Raw genomic sequence first — 11,800 nt, 5'->3', positions numbered from 1 at the left:
GAGATGCGGCGGGTTACACAACAACGCCTTCTGCACCTACGCCCTGCGGCGGCAATAGGGTACGCCGCAGCACGGGCACTGACAGCAGCGTCAGGTACGCGATCGAAAACAGGCAGCCGGCGAGCACGTCGCTCGCATAATGCACACCGAGATACACGCGCGTGAACATGATGGCCGGCACGATCGCACCCAACGCCACGATAAGCGTCCAAACAGCCGCGGTATGGCGCCGGTAGCGGTACAGCAGATAGATAAGGAACCCGTAGAAGGCGGTGGCTGCCATCGCATGCCCGGAGGGGAAGCTGAATCCGCGCTCCACGACCAAGTGCTGCACCGACGGACGCGGGCGTTGCACAATCGCCTTGATGACCTCGTTCAGCGCGGCCTCCACCGCCAGATTGAGCGCGATCGCCACGCCGATGCGCGCATGGTGGCGCACAGCCAGCACGATGAGCAGCACCACGGCGATTACAATGAGGCCCACCGCGCTCGCGAGCTGCGTGAACGCGCGGATCACGGGCGTGAGCCCCGGGTTGATCATGTGCGTGTGGATCCAGCCGTAGATGGCGGTGTCCATGGGCAGGATGTGGTACGTGTGCACGGCCACGCCGAGCGCGACGGCGCCGGCGAGGCACAGCACACCGAGGATCTGCCAGCCGAATCGTGAAAAGAAAGCATGCATAAGCGCCCACTGTACGCGCGGCGCGGCATGTCTGCGGGCAATGGGCATAATGGCGCACAGAGAGAGTCGAACATCAGTTCGATTGATTGACAAGGAGTGGATGATCCCATGCGTACGTGGAGGCGGTTCTACAGGCGGCACCGCATAGCGGTCACGGCGGCGGTGCTCGGGGTGGCGGCCCTTGCGCTGGTGGGCCGGGTGCCCCTGATGCCCGACGCCGACGCACTGTTCACACCTGTCAGTGGGGTGAGCACGCTCGTGGCGAGCCCGGTCGCCGGCGGTGCGCTGCTGTTCCGGCAGCGATCGCGCAAGGCGATCCGCTGGTATGCGCTCGCGATGCTTGTGGGAGCCACGGCGCCAATGCTGTATGGCTACTTCCACAACATCCTGCCGGATAGGCCGATGCCATCGACGGTGGGCGATGTGGTGGCCACGCTCTCCTCTTTCGCTCCGGCACTGCTGTTCGTGGGCGGGGCGCTGCTGGGTTATTGGCTCGCCCGCCGCCGTTGGTAGGGCAAAAGAAATGAGGCCCGGCCGAAGGGGTTCAAAAGCCGGGCCTCATAGAGAGGGAAGAAGAAGAGAAGATATTCAGTTTTCCACCAACCTTGCGGCCGGTGATTACATGGTACCCACCCCACTCTTGGCGTTCCTGTAAAACAACCTCAAAATCCTCTGTGAATCCGCGCGCCATGTTTCAGGCCCCATACACAACTGCATGCTCAATGCGAGTAAACCCTCCTTACGGGTTTTCACCCTTCCATTGCATAGAGCCCAGCTGGCTACCTTTCTGGATGCCGCACAAATCGACATTGGATCGCCTCAATCATATTTGCTTACGACGCGCATCAGTCACTATCTGCGAATGCTGATGCCATCGTAATGCACCCCGAATGCAGCGGCCACATAGCCCGGCACCGCGGTGCACGTGGCACATGCCACCGTAAGCCATGCAGGCGCGTCAATCGCGGATGTGGTCACAGTCAGCACATACGCCACCACACCCATCACCATGCATGCCACATACACCACTGTGCGCGCATGCATATGCGCCCTCGTTCCAAGGATGGGACTGGTAGCCGGTCGGCGCGTCATCTGCGTACTGCGCCACCCACAGACCGCAGTCATGCCGGCTTGCCACCGGAGCGACGGATGCCATAGCCGACTGCTGCACGTACACCAGAGGATGCACACCGGTTAGCCGGACATACCTAGACAGGAACCTATCCAGATACGCCGTATCACCCCATGCCGTATTGTCAGCAGCCTCCCAGTCCACAGCGGGCAGACCGTGATGCAGATAGCCGACCGTGTTCATTGCGAAGAACCGAGCCTCGGCTTCAGCACCGACTCCACGAATGTAGTGCATGTAGCCAAACAGTTTGCTGAGCGCAATGCATCGCTGGATCTTCGCGTCCGCACCCGTCCATACGCCACGCACGATCCCGTTGCCGGTGAACTCACCCGCACCCCACGTGGCCTGCACCACAAGGAAATCAAATGGTACCCGGTCAGGATCGAAATCCGCCTTCCAATTACTGATATCGATTCCCTGAATAATTTGTTCCTTTCATATTCATTCATATTCATGTCTTATCGCCGAGTAACGACCACGAATGCCTCCTGAGTAGTCGCATGTTATACTACTTCCAATTGATGAGCAGCAACCATGGGAGTAGATGATGGGTATGCGCCTCATCCACAACATTCATTTCCGAGATAAGTTAAAGCGCCTTCGCGCCGATCAATGGATTACGGGCATTCGGAAAGCACTTTGGTGGCTGGGATTGGGCACTCAAGCGGGATGCATCTATCTGGCATTGGCCCACGGCGATTGGCTGGGGAGAGCAAAGCAAACAACTTGGGCAGCTTTCACCGCAGTATTGATTGCAGGAATAGCGAGCTGGTTTCTATGTGCTATTGTGCGAATAATCGGCGTGTGGTTTCCAACGTCCGTCGATACCCGACAGAGTAATATAACTGATAAATCCAGTCAAATATTAGCCACCGTTGTTACCGTCCTTACTCTACCTGCGTCTTTTCTGCTCCTGCTCATGTCTTTAATCACCGTCTTGTAATATTCCATATGAAAGAGTCCAGCATCCGACCTCTATTGCTATCAGATACGGCGCAAAGCATATGAACACACTCAGCCCTCGGAATGGTAAGCAGCCGACGAACAACACAATCCGCCAAGTAGTTCGTATACTATTCCCTCAGCGCCTCCTACGCCAGCCCACGCCTATATTCTCCTGGATTTTTGGCGTATTGCTGTTATTAGATATACCGGTGCTACTTATCACAGGGCTCACTACTCTCACACTTGCCGAAGAAGCTGCGCCAGACGCTACCCCTGAGTGCCTTTTCTCCAATCTGTGCCCGGCAACCCCACAACAACGGTTACGGGACAACGCCATATTATATGGATCACTTGCGCTATGGTTCTTTTTCGTGCTGATCATACATCTCGCAGTAATCACCCTCATGGATGACGCATTGTCGCCAAAACGCCGCAAGGTAACTCTCTACACCATCAGTCCTTTCATCCCTCTTACATTGCTGGAAGTAGGGTACCTGCTGAATCAATGGATACATAATGCCTATGTCGCGGCGGCCTACTGCACATCAGTACTGGTTGCTGCACTATGGCCCGCTTATGTGTCCGTGCGCGTACGATGCCACCCGTACGCGCACAAAGGCATATCCTAACTTCATCCTCTTCGCCAATTAAGAGCAGCGGGGCGAACGAGGATATCGCTTTCTAAAACAAGAGCATTCCCACATGGACACTTATTACTTATCAGATGGGATTACCAATAAAAGCAGCATAGGCTTGCGCCAAAAGCCTCGCCTCAGGATCCGTTGGCATCCTATCCACATGAGCTGCACGGCAGAGGAGCTCCGTCGTAATCGGAAAATTGGTATCCCCAATATCGATAGCAACTACTGCTATACATTTATACATTCCCTTCTTTGCGCGTCTACCGAGCAATCAAGCTCAACCAGTAGGCAGCACTTGATGTTGCATCTTATGCGATATCCTCACAGCGGATGACGGATGCGAAAGAGACCATTGAACAGTCCCCTTTCGCATTCGCCATCCGTCATCCCATATTCCGACGCGCACATGTTTATCCCGTAGACAATGGGCGTACTATTGAAATCCAATAGTGGAATGTCATGACAAGGTAGGGGGCGACATGGCTGACGATTCTTCCGAACACACCAACAAACAACACGACGACAATCTCGATTTTTTCGACACCGGATTCACCAGTGAAGAAGCGGCGCCCACCGCACCTTCCCCACACCACCGCCGCAACATCGCGCTCGCCGTCATCGCGGCAGTGCTCGCCATCGCGGGGTTGCTCGCGGCGGTCACCATCCCGATCGTCAACGCGTCTCATCGCCGCCAGCAGGAGGAACATGCCGCAGCGCTCGCCGACTGCGAGTCCGCGCAACGCGAGTTCGGCACACTCAACACCACATACACGACGACGCTGTCGAACGCTTCCAAGCTCGCGCAAGGCGACGGCAAAACAATCAGCGAAGAGCACGCCACCGCGCTCGCAAGCAAGATCGAGCACATCGACGACACGCACGCCGTGTCTGCGCTCACGAAATCATCCTGCGAAACCACCCAAAGCACCAGCGGCCTCAATGAGCTCGCCCGCAGATTCGGCGCCGCGAGCACGAGCATGGTCAACCGCATGCGCGACGTGCAGACCGACGCCGACACGCTGCGCCGGCTCGTGGACGGCGCGCGCAACTCGGACCGGCGCGGCGAACTGCAAAAACAGCTCACTGTTGCGAAAGCCGCATACGAGCGTTCGGCGAACAAGGCGAGCGAGCATCTGCGCGGCGAGCTGAACGCGCAGATAGCCACCGCGAGCGCAATGCTCGAGCCGGGCTCCGCCGCCACGAATCCGCAGATCAACGACGCGCTCGGCGCACTCACCACCGCCACGGACGCGGTGGTCAACGCCATGCCGCTCGACTGCGAATTCGCCGCGTGCGTTGCGCTCACCTTCGACGACGGCCCGCACAAGCAGGTGACACCGCAGCTGCTGGCGGCGCTCCAGCAGTCGGATGCGCCGGCCACGTTCTTCGTGCAAGGTCAGTTCGTCTCCGGCAGCAACACACAGCTGCTCGCGACCATGGCCGCGCAGGGCAACGACGTCGGTTCGATGAGCTGGCGGCACAAGCAGCTGCATACACTCTCCCCCAGCGAACTCGGCAAGTGGTTCGCCGACACCGACGAGGTCATCGTGAGCGCCGGCGTGGTCAAGCCGACTTTGTTCCGGCCACCGGACGGCGCGTGGAGCGAAGCCGTGGCCGAAGCCGCGCGCGGCAACGGGCAATCGGTGATTCTGTGGAATGTGGATTCACACGACTGGGATCCCAAGACGAGTGCCGCGGACATCGCGCGCAATGTGCTCAATGGCGCGTCTTCCGGCGCGATCGTCGCATTGCATGACGGCAATGAGCGCACAGTGGAGGCGATTCCGCAGATCGTGAACGGACTGCGCGAGCGCGGATTCACACTTGTCACGGTCTCCCAGCTGCTGTCCGGCGAGCTCTCCCCGGGCACCGTGTTCTATGCGCGCGGCGACACCGCGCCCGCCAGCGCCGAACTCACGCAGTGATATGGGTATACATATTACCGAACTGCGCAAGCGCGGCAGAAGCTCGCGCCTCCGTGTGGCGACCGCGCTGATCTCACTTTGTTTGCTGTGTCTGGGTGCATGCGGCACGGAGACTGCCAGCAATCAAATCGCAAACGATGCGTGGAGCAGTGACGCCTCGACGCAACGATCGGCGTCATCGCTATCGGCCAGCATCCAATCCTTCCTGGAAGAGCCAATGGGAGACGCACAGCGCACTGCACTTGAACGGGCTTTGGACCATGACGGCAAAGTGAGCCGTACTGACTACATGGCCGCATGGAGCAACTATCGGCAGTGCATGGTGGATAAGGGCTACGACGCACCACCATTGCATATGGTGAACGGACTGGTCGTCGAATTGATGCACTTTGATTTCTCCGGCATGAGCGATCAGCAGCAAATGAAATTCCATCAGGACCAAAGTGCCTGTCTGGAACAGGAATCGCTTTATGTGGCAAGCGTCTATAGCGATTCCATCGTCAATCCGGAACTGTACGTGGATCTTGACGTGGCCATGGTCGATTGCCTGCGCCGGCATGATCTGGTACCTGTCGAATATACGGTGGCGCAATACCGCAAAGAAAGCAAACAATTCACAGACATGACCTTCGACGGTGAGAACCTCACCCAACAGCAGTCATATGAGCGGCGCCGCAAAGCGTATAGCTTTGATTTCAGTGACTCGCAGGTGCGTACATGCGTCGCCGGAGTGAACGCAAGCGCGATTGCCGACGAGTTGGAACCTTGGAAACCACTCTGATGATGAGATATGACCGTGATTCGCGTTGCCTCGTCACGATTTTTATGCTCTTCTGCATGTTGTGTGCAGGCGGCTGCGGCGCGGAATCGGCAAATAAGCAGCCCTCAGATGATGCATGGCTTTCGGGCGAATCGGGGGAACGGTCGGCGTCGTCGTTGCAGGCGAGCATCCAATCGGTGATGGACGAACCCATGGAGGATTCCCAGCGCGCCATGCTCAAGCGAGCGCTCAACCATGGCGGCAAGGTCAGCCATGCGGACTATCTGTCTGCCTGGAACAGTTACAAGCAATGCATGGTGCATAAAGGCTATACTGAACCGCCATTGCAGACGGTGAATGGCGTCGTGGTCAGCCTCGTACACTTCAATTTCTCTGGCGTCAGCGAAGAACAGCAGATGAAGTTCCACCATGATTTCGGTGCGTGCTTCGACCGCAATGTGATGTATGTGGAAAGCTCCTATCGTGACGACGTGGCGAATCCCGAACTGTACCGCGATCTCGACGTGGCGATGGTGGATTGCCTGCGCCGACATGAGCTTGTTCCTGTGGAATACACGGTCGCCCAGTACCGGAAGGAGTCAGATGCGTTCACGAATATGACTTTCGACGGCGAGCAGCTCACCCAACAGCAGGCATATGCCCGCCGGCGCAAGGCATACAGTTTCGATTTCGGCAATCCACAGGTGCGTACGTGCGTGGTGGGAATCAATCCGAATGCCATCGCCGACGAGATCGAAGAGTGGAAGCCGCTTGGCTGACATCCATAGTTTGCCACTGCTGTAGGCCAGCGGGACTCCACCTAACTCCGCTTAGGGGTGCCGCAGGTTTGTGCACATTGGATTTTGGCGAGCAAATGGGCAGTGGCCTCCTGCTGCGTCTGCTGCCTCAGGCGATGCAGTCTCACTGCGATGAACACCATGGCGGATTCTTTGCGCTTTTCTGCTTCGACGTGCACTCGTAATCGTTTGTTCCATGGGATATGCGGCAAAGTCAACGCCGCCGTATTTCCAGTGTGCATCAGCATAACCGAGGCATGTGCATTGTCAATAGTGGCCGACAGTTCGTAGAAATCCGGATGCGACTGCCGTATACGTTCATAAATCGCGTCGATGAGCCAACAGAGCATGCGCATATCATGTTCGCGCAGCACACCGGCTCCTTCTCCCCCCAGTGACAAGAGCCGACCGCCCGTCGATTCCCTGTTCAGACATCTGCTCATCGTGTGCATCAAGCATCGTACGAATGGATTGATGTTGCGCCTTCTCTTCATCGCTTTCCCCATATTCCGCCAGCAAAAGATCGACGATTCCCTTCACGTTATCCTCGGCATTATGAGTCTCCGCATGGATGCATCGGTTACGTTCTTTCCACATGGGATCAGCGATTGCAGACGCTATATCTGCTTCGACTTCGCATTGCTGCAGTAGCAGCTCCGCTGTCGTGAGCGAACCGGAGACCGCATCATGGAGATCCATGGCCATGGCGCGAATGCCGCTGCGCATTGCCTGCATCATCTGTTGTTGCCGATACGCACGTTCCACAAGATGACGCGCGATACTTCCTATAAGTGCGGCAACGGCAAACAATGCGATGAAGAGCACAACCGTAGAGGTATCTGATTGCGCATAGGAGCTGAATATGAGCCATATCCACTGGTATGCGCTCAATACAACAAGCGTGAGTCCTGCGCATATGTCGTTTGTCCAGTATGCGAGCAGTCCAAGCGCAGCAAGCTGTGCGTTCATGCCATAGTCACTGTATTGGGGGAATGCACAATCCCCTATCATCGAAAGCACCAAGATGAGCACAAGTGGGATCCAAGAGGGCTGTACCCAGTATGAGAGCCAAAACAGGGCAATCTGTACGGCGACAAGTACCACAAGCAACGGTGAGCGCTCAGGCAGCATCATTGTATGCCATGCCAATACGGCAGTGACGATTACGATGATGCACAGCGGACCGGCACCGCGGCGATTTCTGGAGTGCTGATCGGACCACGGCTTCAATCGAGGTTGAACATGTGCTGGAATCTTGTCCACTGCACCACCGCCTCCTGAATCGTCGTCACATTGAGCCTGGTAAGAATGTTATGCTTGTGCTTGCGCACGGTGGACGGGGCACAATGGAGTTGCTGCGCGATTCCGTTGGAGTCATAGCCGTCTGCAGCCAATTCAAGCACTTTGGCTTGTGTATCGGTGAGCACGCGCATAACTGAGTGACTCTTGCTGATACGCGCCACCGCCATTGCAGGCGATTCATACCCCGCACAAGGTTTGCCCTGCTGCAGATCTCGCAACGCTGCGACGGTTTGCGCAATGTTCGACTTTGGCAACAAACCTTGCATTCCAGCAGCAACAGCCGCATTATGATAATGATTCAGAGGCAATGACGTGATGCCAAGTATCGGCAGCATGCTGCCGGCGCGACGCAACCGCCATGCAATCGCCGGACCATCCACATCCCCCAGGTGCATATCGGTCAACAGTATGTCGATTGACCGCCGATGCTGCGAACAGTATTGGGTGGCATCCGTGCCGTTGGCGAAGGTTTCGACGATACGCAAATCCGGCATCGCTCGTGTGAGCAGGTATTCAAGTGGCTTGCGGGCAAGAACATCGTTTTCCACCAAGACAATGCGAATTCCGACACCGGCCGGCACACCCTTCGTTTGCTCTGTACCCATGTGTCATCCTGCCCCTTCCATACGTCAAATCATACCGATACCCGCATCCCCATGATTTGCATCTGTTCATAATCCACAGGAAATCAAGAAAATAGTACGAATATGCTTGTGCAACATCAATTATTTGGAATGTGTATACGCGCAGTGTGTATAGAAGCTTGCAACGACGCCAGTGGGAAGCCATGATGAATATGTGCACAACGATGCGCACTGATATTTGTTCGGGGTGGGAGGAGAAGAGTTCCATGTACAAGAAGCCTCGGGGATTAATGCGCATATGTGCGCTTGCCTTCGCCGTACTGGCGGTCGGTACATTCTCCGCATGCGGCGGGGGCAACCCAGACGCGACAAAAGAAGCATCCACTGCATCATCATCCATTGAGGGAATGGCGGAAAAGGTGGCTCCTTCCATCACCGCCAGAATCGAATTCCTACTTGACTCATCCACAGAGATGTCGGAGCAGCAGCAGGATATCCTGCGTCGCGCGCTGGACCATGACGGCGTCATCCCGCGAAGCGACTACGACGCCGCATGGAACCGCTACCAAGACTGCGTGGTGGCGAAAGGATACACCAAACCCGTAGTCGAGGAATTCGTTGATGGACTACGATCACCACTGTGGCATGCGACGTCGGAGGGCTGGTCTGAGGAGCAGCACGAGAAATTCATCGAGGACAACGGGAATTGCAAACAGTTGGAATACCTGTATGTCGATGAGATCTACCGCGCCAACCTAGGTAACCCGAACCAATACACCGACATGGACACCGCTGTCGTGGACTGCCTGCGCCGCAAGAACCTGGTCAGCAACCAATACACCCTCACACAATTCAAACAGGAAGACGCGCAATACAACGACGTGGCCACCAAGAACTTCACCACCGACCGATACGACGAGCGAGGCGAAGCCGCCTCGAAATTCAGCTTCGACCTCAACGACCCCGCCACCGTCACCTGCTTCATCGCCAACGGCAAGGACTACTACTTCAGGGAAGACACCTCACCCATCTGGAGCCCACTGAACACACCAACCCCATAACCACACAACACACCACACAGGAACGCGGCGTGCGGATCCAGAATCTCGCACGCCGCGCTCCTGCTGCAATCCACTACTGCGCCAGAGAGAACTGCGCGTTGTAGATGTCGGCGTAGAAGCCGCCGCGTTCAAGCAGCTCGTCATGTGTGCCGCGCTCCACGATGTCGCCGTCCTTCATGACGAGGATTATGTCGGCGTCCCGGATCGTGGAGAGGCGGTGCGCGATGACGAAACTCGTGCGCCCTTCGGTGAGCTTGTCCATCGCCGTCTGGATGAGTTCCTCGGTGCGCGTATCGACCGAACTCGTCGCCTCGTCGAGGATCAGGATCGGCGAATCCTGCACCATCGCGCGCGCGATCGTCAGCAGCTGCTTCTGCCCCTGCGACAGCGTCGCCGATTCGTCGAGCACGGTGTCGTAGCCTTCGGGCAGCGACATGATGTAGCGGTGCAATCCCACGGCCTTGCACGCCGCAACGACCTGCTCGTCGCTCACTCCTTCCTTCGCGTAGACGATGTTCTCGCGCACAGTGCCTTGGAACACCCACGTGTCCTGCAGCACCATCGAGAACTGGTCATGCACGTTCCAGCGCGGCACGTCCTTGGTGTCGATGCCGTCAATCGAAATCTTGCCGCCGTTGATCTCATAGAACCGCATCAGCAGGTTGACCATCGTCGTCTTGCCCGCGCCCGTCGGCCCGACGATCGCGACCTTCTGCCCCGGCTGCACGTCCGCGGAGAAATCATGGATGATCATGCGGTCGGCGTCATACCCGAACCTGACGTGCTCGAAACTCACGCGCCCCTCGACCGGCGTGATCTCGCCGTTATCGCCCATGCCGAGCAGTGGCTGCTTGGACGATTCGTCGGTGAGCTCCGGTTCGTTGAGGAACGTGAACACGCGCTCGGCGCCGGCCGCGCAGCGCTGCAGGTTCTGGAACGCCTGCGCGAACTGCGAAAGCGGCTGCGTGAAGAAGCGGATGTACAGCATGAACGCCACGATGACGCCGAATTCGATGCGCCCGCTCATCGCGAGCCACGCGCCGACGACGCACACGACGACATACCCGAGATTGCCTACGAGGTTCATCATCGGCATCATCAGGCCGGAAAGGAACTGGCTCTTCCACCCGGACTCGTAGAGGTCGTTGTTGTAGCGTTCGAACCGGCGGATCGCGTCGGCCTCGCCACCGAACGCCTTGACGACCATGTGCCCGCTGTACATCTCCTCGACGTGGCCGTTGACGTCACCGAGCGCCGCCTGCTGCTTGACAAAGTACCGCTGCGAGAACTTCATGACGACAAGCATCAGCACCATGCCCACGAGGCTCGCCACGATCGCGCACAACGCAAGCAGCCAGTTGTTCGCGAACATCATGATCAGCGCGCCGAAGAACAGCGTGACCGAGGTGATGAGCGAACCGAGCGACTGTCCGAGCGTCTGCCCCACGGCGTCCACGTCGTTCGTGATGCGGCTCATCACGTCGCCGTTGCTGTGCTCGTCGAAGTATTTGAGTGGCAGTTTGTTCATCTTCACGTCGATCGCAGCGCGCAGGCGTTGCGCCGTGCGCTGCGTGACAGTCGCCATCATCCAGCTCTGCACATACGAGCACAGCGCGTACGCCACATACAGCGCCACGAGCGTCCAGCCGATGCGCGTGACGGCGGCCATGTCGATGGCCCCCAGCACCGGCTTGCCGTTGATCATCGCGGGCAGACCCTTGGTGATCTCGTCGGTCATGTCGCCCAGATAATCCGGGCCGATGATCTGGCAGACAGTCCCGGCGACGCCCAGCACGAGCGCGACGATGATCGCCGGGATGTACTTGCGGCTGAACCGCATCAGGTCCTTGAGCGCGCCGCCAAGGTCATCCGCTGTTTCGGTGGGCGCGCCACCGCGCGGGCCGTGCGGCCCCATTCCTCCTGGCATAATTCATGTCCTTCCATACAAACGTCTGGTGTTTCGCACTGCGC

General features: G+C 57.6%; 14 protein-coding genes. 7 read left to right on the top strand and 7 right to left on the bottom strand.

The window, feature by feature from the left end; all coding sequences use genetic code 11:
- Positions 1–13: 13 nt before the first annotated feature.
- A complete protein-coding gene (locus PG2093B_RS00850; RefSeq protein WP_129896734.1) occupies positions 14–682 on the bottom strand; it encodes a phosphatase PAP2 family protein in 669 nt (222 codons plus the stop codon).
- Between the two features lie 108 nt (positions 683–790).
- On the opposite strand from PG2093B_RS00850, the gene PG2093B_RS00845 reads away from it, so the two are divergent.
- On the top strand, positions 791–1,195 hold the full coding sequence (locus tag PG2093B_RS00845) for a hypothetical protein (RefSeq protein WP_129896733.1): 405 nt from the start codon (positions 791–793) through the stop codon (positions 1,193–1,195).
- 339 nt (positions 1,196–1,534) lie between these two features.
- Here the strand turns inward: PG2093B_RS00845 and PG2093B_RS00840 are convergent, their stop codons facing one another.
- Positions 1,535–1,726: a hypothetical protein gene (locus PG2093B_RS00840; RefSeq protein WP_129896732.1), complete on the bottom strand. Its 192-nt coding sequence runs from the start codon at positions 1,724–1,726 to the stop codon at positions 1,535–1,537.
- A complete protein-coding gene (locus PG2093B_RS09115; protein WP_431520201.1) occupies positions 1,641–2,048 on the bottom strand; it encodes a GH25 family lysozyme in 408 nt (135 codons plus the stop codon). The genes PG2093B_RS00840 and PG2093B_RS09115 overlap by 86 nt, the downstream gene beginning before the upstream one ends.
- On the opposite strand from PG2093B_RS09115, the gene PG2093B_RS09035 reads away from it, so the two are divergent.
- From PG2093B_RS09035 to PG2093B_RS00815, 5 genes are all read left to right on the top strand, one after another.
- The gene (locus tag PG2093B_RS09035; RefSeq protein WP_242502762.1) at positions 1,974–2,306 is read left to right on the top strand and encodes a hypothetical protein; all 333 of its coding nucleotides are present in this window, start codon (positions 1,974–1,976) and stop codon (positions 2,304–2,306) included. The genes PG2093B_RS09115 and PG2093B_RS09035 overlap by 75 nt on opposite strands.
- Positions 2,307–2,358: 52 nt before the next feature.
- Positions 2,359–2,757, top strand: coding sequence for a hypothetical protein (locus PG2093B_RS00830; protein ID WP_129896731.1), 399 nt, complete (start codon positions 2,359–2,361; stop codon positions 2,755–2,757).
- 1,122 nt (positions 2,758–3,879) lie between these two features.
- Positions 3,880–5,325, top strand: a complete 1,446-nt coding sequence (locus PG2093B_RS00825) for a polysaccharide deacetylase family protein (RefSeq protein ID WP_129896730.1) — start codon at positions 3,880–3,882, stop codon at positions 5,323–5,325.
- A gap of 1 nt (position 5,326) precedes the next feature.
- Positions 5,327–6,106, top strand: coding sequence for a hypothetical protein (locus PG2093B_RS00820; protein ID WP_129896729.1), 780 nt, complete (start codon positions 5,327–5,329; stop codon positions 6,104–6,106).
- Positions 6,106–6,864, top strand: a complete 759-nt coding sequence (locus PG2093B_RS00815) for a hypothetical protein (protein ID WP_129896728.1) — start codon at positions 6,106–6,108, stop codon at positions 6,862–6,864. Before PG2093B_RS00820 ends, PG2093B_RS00815 begins: the two co-directional genes overlap by 1 nt.
- Positions 6,865–6,905: 41 nt before the next feature.
- On the opposite strand, the gene PG2093B_RS00810 is transcribed toward PG2093B_RS00815, so the two are convergent.
- From PG2093B_RS00810 to PG2093B_RS00800, 3 genes are read right to left on the bottom strand one after another with little or no spacing between them, the layout of a single operon-like run.
- Positions 6,906–7,256 carry a hypothetical protein gene (locus tag PG2093B_RS00810; protein ID WP_129896727.1) on the bottom strand — a complete coding sequence of 117 codons (351 nt, stop codon included), beginning with the start codon at positions 7,254–7,256 and terminating at the stop codon, positions 6,906–6,908.
- Positions 7,240–8,145: a hypothetical protein gene (locus PG2093B_RS00805; RefSeq protein ID WP_129896726.1), complete on the bottom strand. Its 906-nt coding sequence runs from the start codon at positions 8,143–8,145 to the stop codon at positions 7,240–7,242. Before PG2093B_RS00805 ends, PG2093B_RS00810 begins: the two co-directional genes overlap by 17 nt.
- Entirely contained in the window at positions 8,109–8,789 is a 681-nt protein-coding gene (locus tag PG2093B_RS00800; RefSeq protein ID WP_129896725.1) for a response regulator transcription factor, read from the bottom strand. Before PG2093B_RS00800 ends, PG2093B_RS00805 begins: the two co-directional genes overlap by 37 nt.
- A 452-nt stretch (positions 8,790–9,241) precedes the next feature.
- Here PG2093B_RS00800 and PG2093B_RS00795 point away from each other — a divergent pair, with 452 nt between their 5' ends.
- Complete coding sequence (locus PG2093B_RS00795; RefSeq protein WP_129896724.1) at positions 9,242–9,829, top strand: hypothetical protein; 588 nt, start codon at positions 9,242–9,244, stop codon at positions 9,827–9,829.
- 73 nt (positions 9,830–9,902) lie between these two features.
- Here PG2093B_RS00795 and PG2093B_RS00790 read toward each other — a convergent pair whose 3' ends face one another.
- Complete coding sequence (locus tag PG2093B_RS00790) at positions 9,903–11,756, bottom strand: ABC transporter ATP-binding protein (RefSeq protein ID WP_129896723.1); 1,854 nt, start codon at positions 11,754–11,756, stop codon at positions 9,903–9,905.
- Between the last annotated feature and the right edge of the window lie 44 nt (positions 11,757–11,800).

Origin of the sequence: Bifidobacterium pseudolongum subsp. globosum (assembly GCF_004155535.1) — a bacterium.
Lineage (GTDB): Bacteria > Actinomycetota > Actinomycetes > Actinomycetales > Bifidobacteriaceae > Bifidobacterium > Bifidobacterium pseudolongum_C.
This window is presented reverse-complemented; position numbering and strand designations above follow the sequence as displayed.

Bases quoted from the DNA above. Each gene is read 5' to 3' on its own strand.
- PG2093B_RS09115 (WP_431520201.1), bottom strand. From the start codon at position 2,048: ATGCACTACATTCGTGGAGTCGGTGCTGAAGCCGAGGCTCGGTTCTTC.
- PG2093B_RS09035 (WP_242502762.1), top strand. From the start codon at position 1,974: ATGCAGATAGCCGACCGTGTTCATTGCGAAGAACCGAGCCTCGGCTTC.
- PG2093B_RS00815 (WP_129896728.1), top strand. From the start codon at position 6,106: ATGATGAGATATGACCGTGATTCGCGTTGCCTCGTCACGATTTTTATG.
- PG2093B_RS00845 (WP_129896733.1), top strand. From the start codon at position 791: ATGCGTACGTGGAGGCGGTTCTACAGGCGGCACCGCATAGCGGTCACG.
- PG2093B_RS00825 (WP_129896730.1), top strand. From the start codon at position 3,880: ATGGCTGACGATTCTTCCGAACACACCAACAAACAACACGACGACAAT.
- PG2093B_RS00800 (WP_129896725.1), bottom strand. From the start codon at position 8,789: ATGGGTACAGAGCAAACGAAGGGTGTGCCGGCCGGTGTCGGAATTCGC.
- PG2093B_RS00830 (WP_129896731.1), top strand. From the start codon at position 2,359: ATGATGGGTATGCGCCTCATCCACAACATTCATTTCCGAGATAAGTTA.
- PG2093B_RS00820 (WP_129896729.1), top strand. From the start codon at position 5,327: ATGGGTATACATATTACCGAACTGCGCAAGCGCGGCAGAAGCTCGCGC.
- PG2093B_RS00790 (WP_129896723.1), bottom strand. From the start codon at position 11,756: ATGCCAGGAGGAATGGGGCCGCACGGCCCGCGCGGTGGCGCGCCCACC.
- PG2093B_RS00795 (WP_129896724.1), top strand. From the start codon at position 9,242: ATGTCGGAGCAGCAGCAGGATATCCTGCGTCGCGCGCTGGACCATGAC.
- PG2093B_RS00850 (WP_129896734.1), bottom strand. From the start codon at position 682: ATGCATGCTTTCTTTTCACGATTCGGCTGGCAGATCCTCGGTGTGCTG.
- PG2093B_RS00840 (WP_129896732.1), bottom strand. From the start codon at position 1,726: ATGCATGCGCGCACAGTGGTGTATGTGGCATGCATGGTGATGGGTGTG.